The following is an 18,485-nucleotide window of genomic DNA, read 5'->3' as shown; positions in this document are numbered from 1 at the left end:
TAGTGAAAAAGATATGTTTTCAAGGATTGATGGTAATGTTTGCCATCACGCTCTTATCGGGTTGCCATTATAGCGGCAACAAGTATTATTACCACGAGCTCGACAAGATTGATCATCGACATAATCGCGACTTAGCTCGAAAAGAACTGGCCCAACTGAAGGGACAGACGGATAATTGTGCCGATTATGTGAAGCATTATTATATGCTGTTGGCACTTGAGATGAACAACGAGCTGTCGCCTGAACGCAACTTCAAGGCAGCTGACGAAATAGTGGATTATTACGAGGAGGTAGGCGATAAGAAAAAACTGATACGTAGTTATATCATAGCTGGTTCGATAGCAGCTAACTGCAGCGATGGTCCTAAGGCAATCGCCTATTATCATAAGGCCGAAGAGCTGTTGCCAACCGAAATCACGCCTCAGCATATCGATTTATACGAAAGGATGGTGAAACTGCTGCTGCGCCAGAATATGCCCGATGTTGCCAATCGCTATGCCAATTACATTCTGCACTATGCTGAAAATCAGGGCGACACACTCAGCATGATTCATGCAATACGCTATATCAGTCAGTCGTTTAAGATGGAACGCGTGCCAAGAGGTATGTTATCGTACCTTAACGACGCATTTGTCTTAGCCACAAAAGCCGGACTGTTTGATGAACAAGACGAACTAAGGTTCGATATGGCCAGCTACTACTGCGAAAGCGGGCAGTATAATGCTGCCAAGGGATTGGCTCTCCCCCTGAAGGATAAGCAAATGCAAGGCGGGCGTCATAAGGTTGATGCCTTGTTAGCAAGTGTATATTACCACACAGGAAGTATTGACTCTGCTCTGTTCTTTGCTCAGAGAGTGATGAACGAGGGCAACTCTGTTAGCAGGCGCGATGTTCATGAGATTCTGGCTCATATCGCTATCCAACAAGGTAAAGCAGCCGAGGCCGAAGACCATTTCACACGTTATAAGGATTTGAACGATGAACTGAACTTTATCGCCAACAACGAGGCCATCGCCCAGGCCGACGCTTTCTACAACAATCAGAAACAGGCCGAAGAAAACGTGCAGCTGAAAGCCGACAACAACTTTAAACTGTCGATTATTATAATAGGTATAGCTGTGGTGGTGATTATCGTAGTGCTCTTTGCTACCTATATCCAGCGTCATCGCCGTCGCCAGGAACTGATGGAGATGCGTATCCAGCACCTGCAACAGTTGAAAAAGAACTATGCCAAGGCCGACGTAGAAGAGATAAAACGAGCCGAACAAACGATAGAGAGTACAGAGATATGGCAACGACTGGCTACGCTGCCTGATAGTGAGCATCCAACAGATGATGATTGGATAAGTCTATCGGAGGCCATCGATGAGGTATATGATGGATTCACAGGACGTTTGATGCATCTGTGTCATCCATCTACTCACGAACTGCATGTCAGTCTGTTGCTAAAAGCAGGTTTCGAACCTGTTAGAATTGCCACACTCACCCTCCGCAGCAAGGCTGCCATATCAACCGTTCGCAGTCGTCTGTACGAAAAGACATTTGGCAAAAAAGCCAGTGCAAAAGACTGGGACGAGGTAATTCGCACCCTCTAAACTCCAAATGCAAACTATTTGCAAACTCCGGTAGCATCAGGCTATCGGAGTTTTTATATACCTTTGCCGCCGATAAACCAAAATCAAATTCAGGATGAAAATGATATTTCTATTATTATTGATGTTGATTGCACGTGTGGCTGGTGTTGATGCTCAGTCAGACATCACCAAACTGTCGGTGACGTACGAGGTGCATTATCTGAACTATGCCGAAGATGATTCGCTGTCAAGAGACATCGCTCAGCTTGATATTGGCACAAATACTTCGCGTTATTATAGTAAGGTATCAGAGTGGTATAATTTTAATCCCGTAGGCAAAGCTCCCTATCCAGGAACAAAGATTAAGAATGAAGAGGTTTACAAGAATATGCCTAACAAAGGGCTTGTCACAGCCATGCATTGGCCGTATTGGATAACCACTCAGGATTCTATCAACCATCTGTTTGATTGGCAGTTGGTCGAGGGCAATTCTATTGTTTGTGGATATCCTTGCCACAAAGCTCAGACCACATTTCGCGGTCGAACCTGGACTGCATGGTATACACTTGATTTGGCATATAACGATGGCCCTTGGAAATTATGCGGTTTGCCTGGGCTGATACTTCATGCCCAAGATAGTACACGACAGTTTATTTTCGACTGCACCAGCATCGAGAAAGGCGATGGACACACTTTTTCTTTTCCTGCATCAAAAAGAATACGATTAGTAACCCCAGAGAAAGCAGAAGAATTGCTCTTATTCGAAGCAGCCGACAATGATGCTTATGTTTATGCAATGTCTGGAGGACGTATCACAGACAGAATCGACGCAAAAGGCCGGCATTATAAGTGGACACCCAAAACAGCCATTCCCTACGAAATATTCCCTCAAAACCACAAGAAGAAAAATAAAACTAATCCCCGCTCGCGTAAAAAGAAATAATTATGAAACCATCCTCGCTAGCTGTGAACTTATGCTGATAGTAGTATTTATTAGCTAACGAAACTGAGAAACAGGGAAACAGGGAAACGTGGAGTAGGTATGGTTTGGCAGCGAGCGTAAGCTTATAGATAGGTATATATAATTAAAAATGATAATCGTATCATTTATCCAATTATTAGCTTTCCTCGTTGCGTTCTAAAACCACCCCGATTCCCGTTTTCCCTGTTTCCCTGTTTCTACCCTGCATTACGACTTTCTATCAGATACTGCCATACTATCTGCCAGATACTGCCGTACAATGACGGCGCTCCTGCTATATGCTACTATTAATAGAAAAATTATTTCCCTCGTGAGGGCGCAAAAATTCCCTCACGTGGGAACAAAAACGGGGCAAACAATCAAATGCAAACTATTTGCAAACTATGGTTTTATCAGGCTATCGGGGTTTTTATATACCTTTGCCGCAGAAAACTAAAATCAGATAATGATGCGAATGATTATTTTAATTCTATTAGCGTTGATTGTGCGTGTGACTGGGGTTAATGCTCAGTCAGACGTTACCAAACTGTCGGTTACCTATGAGGTGCAATACCAGAAAGTAGAAGAGGTGGCTAAAAGGGAAAAAGACCTGATGCGATTGGATATTGGCGAACACTCATCGCAATATATTAGTATAATAGGTGAATTTCTGACTAAAAACAAAAGCGACATCATGGCTAAGCGAATCAAAGATCCCTATGCTGGCTATGCAACATTGCGTGATGAGGTGTTTAAGAATACGCCTAACGAAGGATATCTGCGGTTTGTCCACATGCCTGGTTGGGTGTCTTGTCGTGAAAAGATAGAAGGATTATTTGACTGGCAACTGCTGGATGGCGACTCTATTGTATGTGGCTATCCCTGCCATAAGGCTACCACCATATTCAGAGGTAGAATCTGGACGGTATGGTACACACTCGATTTGCCCTATAGCGACGGTCCTTGGAAATTCTGCGGTCTGCCAGGTTTGGTGCTATATGCTTATGATTCGGAAGATAAGTTTCGTTTTAACTGCATTGGCATAGAGAAGGGTGATGGACATGAAATCAAGATGAAAATGCCAAAATCGGGTGTGATTGATACCTATATGCCAGAACGTGTAGCAGAAATCATGATGATGGAGTATTGGGATCGTTCTGCTCATTTGTCACAAATAACAGGTATGGCGGCGAGGGTTACAAGAATGTGGGATGCACAGGGAAATGAAGTCAAGATTTCCCCTCAAACCCGTATCTTATACGAGAAGTTTCCTGGCGTCAACCTAAAGAAGAAGTATTCAAAGAATAAAATTACGAAGAAGAAAAAATGAAACGTCTGCTGCTAATTTTATTTAAATTAATGTTCGTCTCTCTTTTTATTAAAGCGCAGACATACGCCGGGCGGGTGACTGACAAGGGTGGGCAACCACTTGTGTCAGCCTCCGTCGTGGCCAAAACCAACGGCGGTTCAGTGGTGGCCTTTGCTCGTGCTGGGCAGGATGGACGCTTCTCGCTCATCATTCCACAAGGCAAAGAGGCCAAGAGTATAGAGGTAATGATGATGGGTTTTGGTAAGGTAGTAATACCACTCAAGGATTATAAGAACGGACAGACTATCAAGATGCAGGAACAGGCTGTAGCCCTGAAAGAGGTGAAAGTAACGCCACAACGGATACGTGCCGAAGGCGATACGCTGACTTACTCTGTTGCTGGATTCAAACAGAAACAAGATCGCTCGATAGCTGACGTCATCGCTAAAATGCCAGGACTTGAAGTACAGCCTAATGGTTCCATCAAATATCAGGGCAAGACAATCAACAAGTTCTATATCGAAGGGATGGACTTGCTGGGTGGCAAGTATGCAATGGCCAGCGAGAACCTCTCGGCCGATAAGGTAAAAAGCGTGCAGGTTTACGAGAACCATCAACCCGTAAAAGCTCTAAAGAATGTTCAATTCTCAGAGCAGGCTGCACTCAATCTGGTGCTGAAGGATGATGCCAAGAACGTGTGGCAAGGCGTGGTGGATATGGCTACTGGTTATGGGGATGATTGGTTGCGCGATGCACGATGGCTGGAGATGGTGTTTGGTCGCAAAAAGCAGAGTATATCAATGGTGAAAGCTAACAATACAGGTAAGGATATCGAGCATGAAGTAACAGACCTGTCGCGATTCGAGAAATCGGCCCCCACAGAGTCGGCCATACTTAGCAATATCAGTCTTGGTGCACCCAGTCTTGAAGCGCGTCGCAGCAAGTTCAACGATACCTATATCGCCGCAACCAACTGGCTGTTTAAGAATAAGAAAGATGACGACCTGAAGCTGCAGCTGACAGGCCTATACGACCGCAGTAGGCAGCAACAGGGTCGCCAGACCATCTATCTGGATGCCGACTCGGCCCTGATTACCGAGGAGCAATCGGCGCACAGCACACGCAGCGAGTGGCAGGCCGAACTGCTCTACAAGGCCAATCGCGATAATCACTATCTGTCGAACACGCTGAAGGGCTATATCGATTTCAATAAGAGTGAAGGACTATCGATGTTAAACGGTATGCCAACACCTCAACGGGTGGAGCCTCGCAAACGTTACATCGTGGATAATCTGGAGCTGATAAACAAACTTAAGAACGGCAAGAGCTATTCGATAGCCTCGCTGTTCAGCTATAGTTATCTGCCTGGCAAGCTGCTGTTGCTTGGCGATACTACCCAGCACCTTACCCAGCAGATGCTTTATTGGAACGTATATGCCTACTATCAGCACAGTATCAAGCAGGTAAAAGCCACCTGGAAGGCTGGTTTCGAAACCAAGAACCAATGGCTTACATTGAGTAGTCGCGATCGCTATAGCGAGTATCAGCCCTATGTTGAGCCTTCGTTCAGCTATCGTGAGGGGTCTTGGAGCATCAACCTTAACGGACGTGTTAGTTGGCTGTTGCGCCAGTATCAGGAGCAGCGTAGTCAAACGCCCCTGATAGTGCCTCATCTCTTTGTCCGCTACAGCATCACCTCGAAACTCGATATCAGCGGCAACTACAGTTACCGATGGACACCCAGCGATATCGCCACTATCACCCGCATGCCCTATTATACCAACTATCTTTATTGCCAACAGGGTTCTGGGGAGTTTGAGCACACCACAGGCCATTCGGCTGGTATCGGATTGAACTATCGCAATGTGATGACGGGTATGTTTGGTGCAATCAGTTCGAGCTACAACAATACTCGCGATGCCATTATCTACCAGAGTAGATTGGTGGGCAACGTCTATACCCGTCAGGCTACCGATTATCGCCAAAACAATGAGTACTACAGCGTGTCGGGTAATCTGGGCAAGTCAATCTTTTGGGCAAAGCTTAGTGTTTCGATGAGTGGCAGCTACTCGTGGAGCAGCTATGATTTGCTGATTAGCAATGTGCTGAGTCGCCAGCATGCCCGCAATGGTAGAGCCACTCTGCGATTCTCGATGAAACCCACCCGTTGGTTGTCTATCGAAGAAGAATCAGCCTATCGCTATAGCCGTCAGTCGATGACGCGATCGCTGCAGTCGTTTAACCACCAACTTAAGGTGTTCCTGTTGCCAGGTAATTGGCAGATAGAGTGGGCGAATGAGCTATATCATAGCAATGACAATTCTGTTTCTACCAACTATCTCAGCGACCTGTCTATATCGTATCGCACCAAGACCTTCGAGGCTGGTGTACAATGTTCAAACATCCTGAACACCCGCAACTACCATCGCCACTATACCACCAGCTATACCGACATAGTGGTAAACAACCAACTCCGCCCTCGCGATTTCCTGGCAAGAGTATTCTTTAATTTGTAGTAATAATATTTTGTTGTATCAATAGAAATCATTATTTTTGCAAAGCGTAGTATGAAACAGATTGTATTAGTAACATTAATGGCATTAAGTGTTTCAGGCGCATCGGCCCAGAAGTGGGTGGGAGTGCCTGAGAATAGGTTTGCGGTAACGGTGAAGATTGATTCGGCCATCGCCAGCGAACCACAAAAAATGTATATGTACTCGATGATTGAACGCGAGATGCAACTGCACGACTCTATCAGTTTCGACTCGTTGCATCGCGAGGGCACCATGCACGGCTATGTGCCTTATGAGTATAACGTAAACCTGATGCTTCAACGGCGCGGGCCGCAGTGTGTGCCCATCGTAGTAAAGGGTGGCGACAGCTTAACGATTCATATCGGCGATGAAGACGACGGTTTCCGTTTGCGCTATATCGATAAGGTGCAGGGCTCACCATCAACACTCGAAATGGTGCATTATCAATGTAGGTACGATAGTCTTCGTCAGGTATATCTCAATCAGAATAACATGTCGCAGCTCTATAACCTTTCCGACGCCCAGTGTGATTCTATCCGCGCTATAGCGAAGCAGGAGAAAGATAAACTTGAACGCTATATCCTTGATTATGCCTGTACAGGAAAAAGTCCATATAGTGTGATTGAAGCTGCAAGTGATGTATTCTACTCTTTCCGCAGGAATCCAACGCTTTATCCTTATACCGAGAAGGAGGTTGACGATATGATGAACTCGCTGTTAGTGCGATTCCCTGATTATTCACCTATGAAAGCCTTTGTAAACGATAGCACGATGGGGACATATATGTCGGCACAGAGTTTTGAGATATGGGCTGGTATGCAATTACGAACGTATAGTGAGCGATTCCAGAAAGAAGATAAAGTAAAAGTAAGGCCTTTGAAGGTAGGCGACTACATGAACTTGCGCCTTTATAACGGAGCGAAGCCTAACGTTAATGAATTTCGTGGGAAATACGTTTTGGTAGATTTCTGGGCATCGTGGTGCCAGCCTTGCATGGCTCAGATGCCCAATATCCGCTATGCTGCACAGGAGTTTAGCGATGACTTGGCTGTGTGTCTGATAGGTATAGACGAGAATCGCAAACAGTGGTGGAGCACCGTAAAGGAGAAAGATCTGCGCAACAAAGATGCCACCCAAACCGATCGCCCCTACAAGATTTACAATTATTATGCCTACGATGATAAGAAGAGAGTAATGTATCCCGAGTATCAAGCTCTCGATATCCAAACCATTCCCCATAACTATCTGGTTGACCGTTCTGGTCGTATCATCGCTAAGAATATCAGCATCACGCTGGCTATCGATAAACTTAAAATATTATTAGAAAAAGAGAAACAACAATGAAAAAGATATCACTCGTAATTCTTGCCGTATTCATTGGCCTGTCTGCCTTTGCACAAACGCCAACAACTCTTCGTGCTGATGCCGTCCGTTTGGCATCACGAGGCTACTTCAACAAGAGTATCAATTGTCTGCGACAGATTCCTACTGATAGCCTAAACGCAGATGATATGCACCTTTACTACAGCAATTTTGCTCAGCTTGGCCAGAACGATTCCTTGGCTTATTGGGCTGATGAGATGCTGAAAAGCAATCCTTACGATGCACAGTTGATTGTAGATTATACGCCAAGACTGAACAATGGTTGGCAGGGCGATATGGGGCGCAAGACTTTCCCTTTGAAGGTTATCGACATCTGCAAGAAGTACGTTGAGCACGATTCTACTCATATTCTGGTTAACCGTCAATTGGCCGAGGCCTATTATAACATAGGTAATTACGACCTTGCCATACAGGAGCTGAAGAAACTCGAAGCTGTTGGCGATACCTGTTTTGGTACGCTCTATACCTTAGGCTTAACTTATCAGCGCATGGGCGATAACTCTACAGCTTATGATTATCTGTATCGCGCTTATGATAAGAACGACCATCATCCCTATTGCCTGTTTATGTTGGGTATTGTCAGCAACAGGGTTGGCCTTGGAGCCGAGGCTTTGTCGTATCTCGATGAGGCTAAAAAGCTACTGATGCCCGATCGTCAGACCTTATTCCGTTTGCACAAGGAATTGGCCGAGGCTTTTAAACTAAAGTCAGAACCCGATTTCCGTTTGGAGGAGTTGCAGGAGTGTATGCGTTATGCCGAGGAGAAAGATGTAAACGAGCTCACCTACCTGATGGGACAGTGTTACTTCCAACTAAAGCAACGCGACAAGGCTAAAGATTATTTCAACCGATTCCTGGAAGCTACCGAAAACAAAGAGTACAACGACAAGATAAAGGATATGCGCTCCGCTGCCCAGCGCACCCTCCGCATGATGATGTGGTAGAATACGTAAAGTATCACTTTTGGGTATAATGTATTGAAATACAGAATGATAGATGTGGTGATGTTTTTAGTGGAAGTATCACTTCTAATATGATACATGTATAAAAACAAAACAACTTGTTTTGCTTTGTAAGAGATAGCTACTTAAATAGTAAAAGACTATCTTTTACGCTACAAAACAAGTTGTTTTGCTATTGTGTCTGACGTATTTTTATGCGTCGATATTGGCGTATGTGGCGTTCTTCTCGATGAACTCGCGGCGTGGTTCTACGTCGTCGCCCATCAGCATTGAGAAGATCTCGTCGGCCTCGGCAGCATTCTCGATGGTAACCTGCTTGAGCAAGCGGTTCTCTGGGTTCATGGTAGTCTCCCAAAGCTGCTCTGGGTTCATCTCACCAAGACCTTTGTAACGCTGGGTGTGCAAGCCCTTGTCGTCGCCGTTACCAGCTACATACTTATCGATGAATGCCTGGCGCTGCTGCTCGGTGTAGCAGTACTCAGAAGTCTTCTTGTAAGTACACTTGTAGAGTGGTGGGGTGGCGATGTAAAGGTGACCGCCCTGGATAACCTGTGGCATAAAGCGATAGAAGAGTGTCATTATCAGTGTGTCGATGTGAGAACCATCGACGTCGGCGTCGGTCATGATGATAATCTTATCGTAACGCAGCTTATCGATATTTGCATCCTTAGAGTCCTCGCCGTCAACGCCGAAGCGTACACCAATACTCTGGATAATGTTCATAACCGATTCGGCCTCGAACACACGGTGCCACTGTACTTTTTCTACATTCAGAATCTTACCACGCAGAGGCAGGATGGCCTGGAAGTGACGGTCGCGACCCTGCTTAGCAGATCCACCGGCCGAGTCACCCTCGACGAGGAAGATCTCACACTCCTTAGGATCCTTGTTTGAGCAGTCGGCCAGCTTACCAGGCAGACCACCACCAGTCATAGGATTCTTACGCTGTACACTCTCGCGGGCCTTGCGGGCTGCAATACGTGCTGTAGCGGCCAGAATAACCTTCTCGCAGATGGTATGAGCCTCTTTGGGGTTCTCCTCCAGGTAGTTGGTCATAGCCTCGCCTACAGCCTTCTGTACGGCACCGTTCACCTCGCTGTTACCAAGCTTGGTCTTGGTCTGACCCTCGAACTGAGGTTCGGCAACCTTAACAGAGATGATAGCGGTAAGACCTTCGCGGAAGTCGTCCTGGGCTACCTCGATCTTGGCCTTCTCAATCTGCTTGCGCAGCTGATCGTCCTCGTCGGCATACTTCTTAAGTGTGCGGGCCAGGGCGATGCGGAAACCAGTAAGGTGGGTACCACCCTCGATGGTGTTGATATTGTTAACGTAAGAGTGGATGTTCTCTGAATAATCGCTGTTGTACAGCAGGGCTACCTCGATGGGCACACCATCTTTCTCTGTCTTCAGGCAGATAGGATCGCCGATGATTGAGGTGCGGTGACGATCGACGTAGCGAACGAACTCCTTGAGTCCCTCCTTGGCGTGGAATACCTCGGGCTGACGGAGGTTGCCCTCCTCATCAGGACGCAAGTCGGTAAGAGTGATGGTGATACCGGCATTAAGATAAGCCAGCTCGCGCATACGCTTAGCGATGATGTCGTACTTGTATTCGGTAGTAGTGAAAATGCTGCCGTCGGGCCAGAACTGCTGGCGGGTACCGGTCTTGTCGGTGTCGCCTACAATCTTTACGTCGTAGAGGGGCTTACCCTTCTCGTACTCCTGCTGGTAGATGTGACCGTTACGGAATACCTGCGACATCATGTGGGTAGAGAGCGCGTTTACACAGCTTACACCTACACCATGCAGACCACCTGATACCTTGTATGAGCCCTTATCGAACTTACCACCAGCGTGGAGTACTGTCATAACCACCTCGAGGGCGCTCTTGTGCATCTTCTCGTGCTCATCTACTGGGATACCACGACCGTTGTCCTGAACGGTGATTGAGTTATCCTCGTTGATGGTTACCTCGATGTGGGTACAGTAGCCAGCCATGGCCTCGTCGATAGAGTTATCAACGGTTTCGTTTACCAGATGGTGGAGACCCTTCTCACTGATGTCGCCAATGTACATAGCAGGACGCTTACGTACAGCTTCCAAACCCTCGAGTACCTGAATGTTACTCGCGGAGTAGTTTTGTTCTTGGTTCAGTTGTTCTTCTGTCATTATTTTAATTCTTCAATTTTTCGATTCTCGAAATTTACCATTTTGGTTGCAAAGGTACAAAAAAAAGTTCAGATAAACGTAGTTTATCTGCTAAAAAACTGAAAAAAGAAAGCCGCAACCCTCTTGGGGCTACGGCTTGTACTTATTGTTGGGTAAATATTATCCCAGCTTGTTAACGTGCAGTGCAAGGCTTGACTTCAGGTTTGCGGCCTTGTTCTTGTGGATTACGTTGGTCTTAGCCAGCTTGTCCAGCATCTTCTGTACCTTTGGGAACAGAGCTACAGCCTCTTCCTTGTTTGTTGTAGCACGGAGCTTGCGAACTGCGTTACGCATTGTCTTTGCGTAGTAGTGATTGTGAAGTGCTCTTTTCTTCTCCTGACGGATTCTCTTCACTGATGACTTGTGATTTGCCATGTTTTTTGAATGAAATTTAAATTGTTAATATAAAGCTTATGGGTCTTACGTCGTTAAGGCTGCCCTGGGCGGGTTCTTACGAACCCTCCGCCACCTTATCCCATCCTTGAAGGCTGGTAGCACATGGCTGTGCAGATGACAGATTTAAATTTTGTAGTCCCTAGGAGAGTCGAACTCCTCTTTAGAGAATGAAAATCTCTCGTCCTAACCGATAGACGAAGGGACCATCGCGCAAAATGCGGGTGCAAAGGTACTACTATTTTTCGGTTCTACCAAATTTTTTTAGTAAAAAATAACATTTTACGAATAATTTTCGTACCTTTGCACCGTATGTTGACGAAAACTCAGGCTATTGTGCTGCATGCTATCAAATACGGCGAAACCCGACTGATAGTAGATATGTTTACCAAAGTGTTTGGTAGGCAGGCGTTTATTGTGAGCATACCCAAAACACCCAGGGGTAAGGTAAAGAAGCAGTTTTTCCAGCCATTGACTATTTTGGAAATAGAAACCGATATACGTCCAAGACAGCAGCTGCAGAAACTGCATGATGTACGGTTGGCTGCCCCCTTTGCATCGATACCGTTCGAGCCCGACAAGTTGGCCATCTCGCTATTCGTAGCCGAATTCCTGTATTATGCGTTGCGATCGGAACAGCGTAACGAGTTGCTGTACGAGTATCTGGAGAATAGTATTGTATGGCTGGACGGTCAGCAGTCGAGTTTTGCTAACTTCCACTTGGTGTTTTTGTTGAGGCTGACACGCTTTTTAGGCTTCTATCCGAATCTTGACGATTACAAGGATGGCGATTATTTTGACTTGCGCGAGAGTGTGTTTATGCCAATGCCGCCTGTGCATCGCGACTTTCTGCATCCCGAAGAGGCACAGAAAGTACAGCTGATGATGCGTATGGACTTTCCCACCATGCATCTGTTCCGCATGTCACACCAGGAGCGCAACCGCTTGCTGGAGGTATCACTAAAATATTATCGACTCCATCTGCCGGATTTCCCAGAGATGAAGTCGATAGAGGTATTGCAAGCCTTATATCAGTAAGGCAGCTGATTTACATAAACTTAATAGTGCCCTGAATAGGTTCCTGTGGCTCCTGGTTGGGCTCGTCGATGTTCACAATCTCATCTACGTTGCTGGCCTGCGAGTTGATGCTATCCAGAATCTCGCGGGTACGCTTGTATGTAGGTGTCTGTTCAACAGCAGAGATCACATCGTCGTTATCCAGATCCTCAGGACGGAACAGGTAGATGTTAGGACGGCGCTTGTAGCGCTTGGTGGCACCCTCACCGCCATAGTAGCGGTTACGGCGGTCCTGACGCTCGGCAGCTTTCTCCTGCTCGGCAGCAATACGGTTGATATCCTCCTGAGAGTGCTTCTTCAGGTGGCCGTTCATACCATCTACATTCTCGATGCCGAAACCGGTGGCCAGGATAGTTACCTTAACCTTCTTACCCAGCTCAAGGTCGGTTGCCAATCCCCACTTAATCTCAAAGTCGTTGCCGAACTTAGCCATAAAGTCGTTAACATCGTTCATCTCCTCCATCATGAGTGATGACTGACCATCCTTTGAACCTGCAAACGAGATAGAGAGCAGAATCTTCTTAGAGTTGAAGATGTCGTTATCGTTAAGCAGCGGTGAGTTGAGGGCATCCTCGATAGCCTTCTTTACACGACCTTCGCCCTCGCCATAACCAGTACTCATGATAGCTACACCACCATCCTTCAGTACGGTCTTTACATCGTTGAAGTCGAGGTTGATGAGTCCGTGAACAGTGATAATCTCGGCGATTGACTTGGCGGCAACGCTCAGTGTGTCGTCGGCCTTACCAAAGGCGTCGAGAACCGACAGCTCTGGATAAATCTCACGCAGGCGCTCGTTGTTGATAACCAGCAGGGCGTCGACATGCTTCGACATCTCCTCGACACCGTCGAGAGCCTGGTCGATCTTGCGGTCGCCCTCAAAGCGGAAGGGGATAGTAACGATACCTACGGTAAGGATACCTAACTCCTTAGAAACGCGGGCGATAACAGGGGCTGCACCAGTACCGGTACCACCACCCATACCTGCGGTGATGAATGCCATGCGGGTGCCGTCGTTCAGCATGGTGCGGATGTCGTCGATACTCTCTTCGGCAGCCTGACGAGCCTTCTCAGGCTTGTTTCCTGCACCAAGACCCTCCTTACCCAACTGGAGATGTACGGGTACGGGCGAATCGTTAAGTGCCTGGTTATCGGTGTTGCAAAGCACGAATGTAACATCGTGAATGCCTTCGCGATACATGTGGTTAACAGCATTGCCACCACCACCGCCAACACCAATCACTTTGATAATGCTGTGCTCCTTCTCCGGTGCTCCGAAGTCCAGGATGTCTATATTCATATTATTCTCCATAATTCTTCTTCTTTTTTAATCTTCTTCTTCAACAATCTTCTTTCCAAAGTTCAGGAGTCCTTTCTTGAACTTGTTCCAGGTGCTGTTCTCCTTGCGGATGCGGGCCTCTTCCTCTTGCTGGCGGCGCTCCTCTTCAAGGCGTGCGCGCTCTTCCTCCTCCTGCTGGCGGCGGCGCTCCTCTTCGGCCTTCTGCTTCTCGGCCTCGGTACGGATAACACCTGCTGGCAGATCGGTAGTCTGACGGGCTGGGCGCTGGTCGTTAGTGAGATGTGGTGTCTGAGGTCTCAGACTGGCAAACAGGTCGCCGTTAGGATCGAAAGCATCGCCAGCGCAGTTGATGTCGCCCTTGGCCAGCAGACCTAATACGGTGTTCATCGTGCCGTTGTGGGCCTTGATGTCCTCGTTGTTGGTCTGCACAGTCTGCGATACAAACTTGGCGATGCGGATTTTGTCTACGTGAGTGTGGTTGAAGAAGGCTTTCTCGATGTTCTTCATGTTCGAACCACCACCTGTCAGGATGATACCGCCTAACAGTTTGTCGTAATATTCAGATGGTATCTGGTACCATACGTTTTCGATAATCTCCTCTAAGCGACCCTCTACAATCTCGATGAACTTACGGCTCTCAACCTGACGGTCGGGATCGATAGAGTACTTGAGCTCGTTGTCGATCTCGTTATTGTCGGTATAGGCCGAACCGTACTTCAGTTTCATCTTCTCGGCATCGCTCTCTTCCATCTGGAGTGTGGCGATATCCTTGGTGATATTATTGCTGCCCAGAGGGATGACAGCCAGATGGCGCAGGATATTCTTTGAATAAACAGATACGGTAGTGGTATCCGATCCGAGGTCGACAAGGGCGCAGCCAGAGCGTTTCTCAACCTCGGTAAGCACGCTATCGGCCAGTGCCAAAGGTGCGAGGTACATCTCGGCTACGTTGATGCCGGCTGTCTCGAAGCACTTGTTCAGATTGCGGTAGAAGGCCTTGCGCTCCAGAATGTTCAGGAAGTGACCTTCGAGATGGGTGGCCTGGATGCCTACGGGGTCCAGCTGGAACTGGGTGCCCACCTTGTATTCCTGTACGGCAGCATCGAGAATTTCCTGGTCTTGGTAGGTCATGTTACGGTTAGCATCCATCAGTTCGATTACCATATCCTGTGTGATGATGGTTTCGCCTGGAAGATCCTTGGTTACTACGTTCTTGACGCTGCGGATTGACTGACCGCCAACGCCGACATACACCTGTGTGATCTGAGTCTTGAGCTGATTCTCCAGTTTCTTGATAATACTGGTAAGGCATTGTGCGGTCTTGTCGATGTTATAAACCACACCTTTGCGGATAAACGACGAAGAGTTCTCCTTGACAACAGCCAGTACGTTGATGCTGCCGTCGAGATTCTTCTGTCCCGCGATTCCGGTTACTTTGGATGAACCGAGTTCAATTGCTACAATAAAATCCTTTGCTGCCATATTATTAATCACTATTCACTTTTTTACATATAATTTGGTTGCTGAACTCTACATTGATATAGTTGTATTTGTTCCAACCGGCCTTGTTAAGACCGTAGATGTAGAACTTACGCAGACGTTCGAGCTTGCTGTCGATATTTGTGGGCGATCCCAGATATACTACATGCTCGCCTACACGGGGTACCATCTCGATGGTGCCGTTGGGCAGGATGTTGAGCTGTACAGCCTGGTTGCGCCAGAAACTATCGCCTACAATCTGGTTGGCCACCTTCGACAGGGCTTTCTGGGCGTACTTCTTGCTGATGCGGCCTGTGGCTACCAGAATATCGGTGGCATAACCTGCCTCGGGCATGATGTTGCCATGATGGTCGAGATAGTAGTTCTCGCCATTCTCGGCCATGATGCGGATAACAGGTATGCGCTGTTTGATGCTGATGCACACATGTCCGTTCAGTGTTTTATAGCACTCTGCCTTCTCAACAAACGGACTCTTAAGCAGGGTCTCCTCCATCTTGCGTGGCGAGATGGTGTTCATGGGCTGCGAGAGCGGGTATAACTGATGCTGTGTGAGCAGCTTCTTGACTTCGTCTGGATTCAGGAAACCCTCCATCGACTCCTGTTCGATGTCGATGTTAACCTCGGTGCAGGCTTTGGCCATGGCTTCGTCGGGGCTGTTGAAAGCGGTGACGGCCAGTATCAAGTAGATGCCAACGGCTGCGTTGCAGGCTACCAAGAGGATATGTTTCCAGTTGAAAGTCATTTGTATTTTACAATTATACTATTTACTATTTAAAACCTTGACCATCTGGGGAACCTGGTTATCCAGGTCGCCAGCGCCCAGCACGATGAGTACCTCGAAATCGTGGTCCTTGATGTAGTCGAGTACATCGGCCTTCTGTATCATCTTCTTCTGCACACCTGGCTTCAGGTTGTCGTAGATGAGCTGCGAGGTAACGCCTTCGATAGGTAATTCGCGGGCGGGGTATATCTCAGTGAGTATCACCTCGTCGAGCTGACTCAGAGCATCGGCGAAATCCTTGTAGAAATCGCGGGTGCGGGTGTATAGGTGGGGCTGGAAAATAGCTGTGATATGCTTGTTCTTATACAGCTCGCGGATACTCTTGGCACTCTGATAGATTTCTTTTGGATGATGGGCGTAATCGCTCAGGAACACCAACTTATCGGTCTTGATCTTGAAGTCGAAACGACGATCCACACCACCATAGGTCTGCATGCCGTACTTCAGTTCGTCGGCTGTGCAACCATTCAGCTGTGCCATAGCCATAGCGGCAATGCCGTTCTCGATGTTGATGGGCACGGGCTGACCTAACTGTACGTTCTTAACGCTCTCGATGGGCGAAATGAAATCGAATGTAATCTCGCCGTTATCAATGCGGATATTCTCAGCGTGGAAGTCGCCCTCGTTCAGACTATAGTCGTAGATACGAACACCTTCCTGTACGTTCTGCTTCATCTCCAGATCGCGATGGATAATCAGGGCACCGCCTGGCTGGATGAGCTCGGTGTAATGACGGAAACTCTCAAGGTAGGCCTCTTTGGTACCATAGATGTCCAGATGGTCGGGATCGGTAGAGGTGATAACGCTCATCCAAGGGCGCAGCCAGTGGAAAGAGCGGTCGAACTCATCGGCCTCGATAACCACGTAGTCGGAATCCGACAGGATATAGTTGGTGCCGTAGTTCTTGGAGATACCACCCAAGAAGGCATTACAGTCGAGCTGACTCTGGTGCATGATGTGTGCACACATGGTAGAAGTGGTGGTCTTGCCATGGGTACCTGCTACGCAGAGACCTTTGTGACTCTTGGTAAGGGTGCCCAGTACCTGAGCACGCTTCTGAATCTCGAAACCGTTCTCGCGGAAGTACTTGAGCTCCTGATGATCGGCAGGGATGGCTGGGGTATAGATAACCAGGCACGACTCTTTCTTCTTGCACACGTGAGGAATCTCGTCGACACTTTCATGGTAATGGATAAGCATACCCTCGTTCTCGAGGTGCTTGGTCAGGTCGGATGGGGTCTTGTCGTAACCAGCTACCACCAGGCCTTTCTTAATAAAGTAACGGGCGATGGCACTCATTCCAATGCCACCGGCGCCTACAAAATATACTGCTTTTATATCGTTTAATTCCATAATCTCTTTTTCACTCTTCGCTTTTCATTTCTTACTTTCCTGCCAACTTGATAACCTCCTTGGCAATGATGTCGGCAGAGTCGGGCAGGGCGAGCTTCAGAACATTCTCGCTCAGCGACTGCAGCTTCTGGGCATCGGCAACCGTCTTGATGGCCAGCTCCAACAGGGTGGCTGGTGCATCGGCATCCTTCACGTAGATGGCGGCATCGCGGTTGGCCAGAGCCAGAGCGTTCTTGGTCTGGTGATCCTCTGCCACATTAGGACTTGGTACCAGGATAACGGGCTTGCCAATAAGACAGAACTCAGAGATACTGCTGGCGCCGGCACGACTGATAACCAGGTCGGCGGCCTTGTAGGCAGCGCCCATATCAGTGATAAAGTCGGTTACCACCAGGTTGGGGATATTCTGTCCCTTCAAACGCTTAGCAATCTCGGCGCTGTAGTACTTACCGGTTTGCCAGATAAACTGGGCATCGGCAGCCTTTACCAGGTCGAGGTGCTGCAGCACGCTCTCGTTGACGGTGCGGGCGCCAAGGCTACCACCTACCAGCAGAATGGTTTTCTTAGCAGGATCGAGACCAAAGGTCTTGATGGCATCCTCGCGCGAAATCTTTGTGTCGAGCAGAGCCTGACGTACGGGATTTCCTGTAAGGATAATCTTGTCGGCAGGGAAGAATCGCTCCATTCCCTCGTAAGCCACACAAATCTTGGCGGCTTTCTTTGCCAACAGTTTGTTGGTAACACCTGCGTATGAGTTCTGCTCCTGAATCAAGCAGGGGATACCCATGGCGGCTGCCTTGTTAAGGGTAGGACCGCTGGCATAACCGCCAACACCTACAGCTACCTGAGGCTTAAAATCCTTGATAATCTGCTTGGCCATACGCTGGCTCTTCCATATCTTGTACAGAACCTTAAAGTTCTTGAGTAAATTCTTTCTGTCGAAACCGCAGATAGGCAAACCTTTGATTTCGTAACCTGCAGCTGGCACGCGTTGCATCTCCATTCGTCCAAGGGCGCCAACAAACAGAATTTTGGCGTCGGGGCGCAGTGCCTTCACGGCATTTGCTATCGAGACGGCTGGGAAAATATGTCCTCCAGTGCCTCCTCCGCTAATGATGACTCTCAGTTCTTCCATATCATATTTGATTAT

At 47.8% G+C, this 18,485-nt stretch carries 14 protein-coding genes and 1 tRNA gene; 7 read left to right on the top strand and 8 right to left on the bottom strand.

Annotation, left to right across the window (positions count from 1 at the left end; translation table 11 throughout):
- Positions 1 to 2: 2 nt before the first annotated feature.
- The 6 genes from PRU_RS12080 to PRU_RS12055 all read left to right on the top strand — a co-directional run bounded on the left by PRU_RS12080 (position 3) and on the right by PRU_RS12055 (position 8,705).
- Positions 3 to 1,595: an ATP-binding protein gene (locus tag PRU_RS12080; protein ID WP_143040112.1), complete on the top strand. Its 1,593-nt coding sequence runs from the start codon at positions 3 to 5 to the stop codon at positions 1,593 to 1,595.
- 94 nt (positions 1,596 to 1,689) lie between these two features.
- Positions 1,690 to 2,517, top strand: a complete 828-nt coding sequence (locus tag PRU_RS15440; protein ID WP_049769162.1) for a GLPGLI family protein — start codon at positions 1,690 to 1,692, stop codon at positions 2,515 to 2,517.
- A 484-nt stretch (positions 2,518 to 3,001) separates the two neighbouring features.
- On the top strand, positions 3,002 to 3,865 hold the full coding sequence (locus PRU_RS15435) for a GLPGLI family protein (RefSeq protein WP_013063154.1): 864 nt from the start codon (positions 3,002 to 3,004) through the stop codon (positions 3,863 to 3,865).
- A gap of 101 nt (positions 3,866 to 3,966) precedes the next feature.
- Entirely contained in the window at positions 3,967 to 6,360 is a 2,394-nt protein-coding gene (locus PRU_RS12065) for a TonB-dependent receptor (protein WP_224083050.1), read from the top strand.
- A 78-nt stretch (positions 6,361 to 6,438) separates the two neighbouring features.
- Positions 6,439 to 7,722 carry a TlpA family protein disulfide reductase gene (locus tag PRU_RS12060; RefSeq protein WP_177168174.1) on the top strand — a complete coding sequence of 428 codons (1,284 nt, stop codon included), beginning with the start codon at positions 6,439 to 6,441 and terminating at the stop codon, positions 7,720 to 7,722.
- On the top strand, positions 7,719 to 8,705 hold the full coding sequence (locus PRU_RS12055; RefSeq protein ID WP_013063836.1) for a tetratricopeptide repeat protein: 987 nt from the start codon (positions 7,719 to 7,721) through the stop codon (positions 8,703 to 8,705). Before PRU_RS12060 ends, PRU_RS12055 begins: the two co-directional genes overlap by 4 nt.
- A 210-nt stretch (positions 8,706 to 8,915) precedes the next feature.
- On the opposite strand, the gene gyrB is transcribed toward PRU_RS12055, so the two are convergent.
- The 3 genes from gyrB to PRU_RS15895 all read right to left on the bottom strand — a co-directional run bounded on the left by gyrB (position 8,916) and on the right by PRU_RS15895 (position 11,532).
- Positions 8,916 to 10,892, bottom strand: a complete 1,977-nt coding sequence (gene gyrB, locus PRU_RS12050; RefSeq protein WP_013063082.1) for a DNA topoisomerase (ATP-hydrolyzing) subunit B — start codon at positions 10,890 to 10,892, stop codon at positions 8,916 to 8,918.
- Positions 10,893 to 11,051: 159 nt separating this feature from the next.
- Positions 11,052 to 11,306 carry a 30S ribosomal protein S20 gene (gene rpsT / locus PRU_RS12045; protein ID WP_013065333.1) on the bottom strand — a complete coding sequence of 85 codons (255 nt, stop codon included), beginning with the start codon at positions 11,304 to 11,306 and terminating at the stop codon, positions 11,052 to 11,054.
- Between the two features lie 154 nt (positions 11,307 to 11,460).
- A tRNA-Glu gene (locus PRU_RS15895) sits at positions 11,461 to 11,532 on the bottom strand.
- A gap of 104 nt (positions 11,533 to 11,636) precedes the next feature.
- Between PRU_RS15895 and recO the strand changes: the two genes are divergently transcribed.
- Positions 11,637 to 12,362, top strand: a complete 726-nt coding sequence (recO, locus tag PRU_RS12040; protein ID WP_013064611.1) for a DNA repair protein RecO — start codon at positions 11,637 to 11,639, stop codon at positions 12,360 to 12,362.
- A gap of 10 nt (positions 12,363 to 12,372) precedes the next feature.
- Here recO and ftsZ read toward each other — a convergent pair whose 3' ends face one another.
- The 5 genes from ftsZ to murG are packed head-to-tail and all read right to left on the bottom strand — an operon-like array spanning position 12,373 to position 18,470.
- Positions 12,373 to 13,701 (bottom strand): cell division protein FtsZ, encoded by a 1,329-nt coding sequence (gene ftsZ / locus PRU_RS12035; RefSeq protein WP_369821141.1) that lies wholly within the window; start codon positions 13,699 to 13,701, stop codon positions 12,373 to 12,375.
- A 27-nt stretch (positions 13,702 to 13,728) separates the two neighbouring features.
- Entirely contained in the window at positions 13,729 to 15,183 is a 1,455-nt protein-coding gene (gene ftsA, locus PRU_RS12030) for a cell division protein FtsA (protein WP_013065058.1), read from the bottom strand.
- Between the two features lie 4 nt (positions 15,184 to 15,187).
- On the bottom strand, positions 15,188 to 15,943 hold the full coding sequence (locus tag PRU_RS12025; RefSeq protein WP_013063428.1) for a cell division protein FtsQ/DivIB: 756 nt from the start codon (positions 15,941 to 15,943) through the stop codon (positions 15,188 to 15,190).
- 18 nt (positions 15,944 to 15,961) lie between these two features.
- Positions 15,962 to 17,335 (bottom strand): UDP-N-acetylmuramate--L-alanine ligase, encoded by a 1,374-nt coding sequence (murC, locus tag PRU_RS12020; protein ID WP_013064026.1) that lies wholly within the window; start codon positions 17,333 to 17,335, stop codon positions 15,962 to 15,964.
- A gap of 31 nt (positions 17,336 to 17,366) precedes the next feature.
- On the bottom strand, positions 17,367 to 18,470 hold the full coding sequence (murG, locus tag PRU_RS12015; RefSeq protein WP_013064084.1) for an undecaprenyldiphospho-muramoylpentapeptide beta-N-acetylglucosaminyltransferase: 1,104 nt from the start codon (positions 18,468 to 18,470) through the stop codon (positions 17,367 to 17,369).
- Positions 18,471 to 18,485 lie beyond the last annotated feature (15 nt).

Source organism: Xylanibacter ruminicola 23 (assembly GCF_000025925.1).
Lineage (GTDB): Bacteria > Bacteroidota > Bacteroidia > Bacteroidales > Bacteroidaceae > Prevotella > Prevotella ruminicola.
Note: the sequence above shows the minus strand (reverse complement) of the source record. Positions and strands in the feature narration are given on the sequence as shown.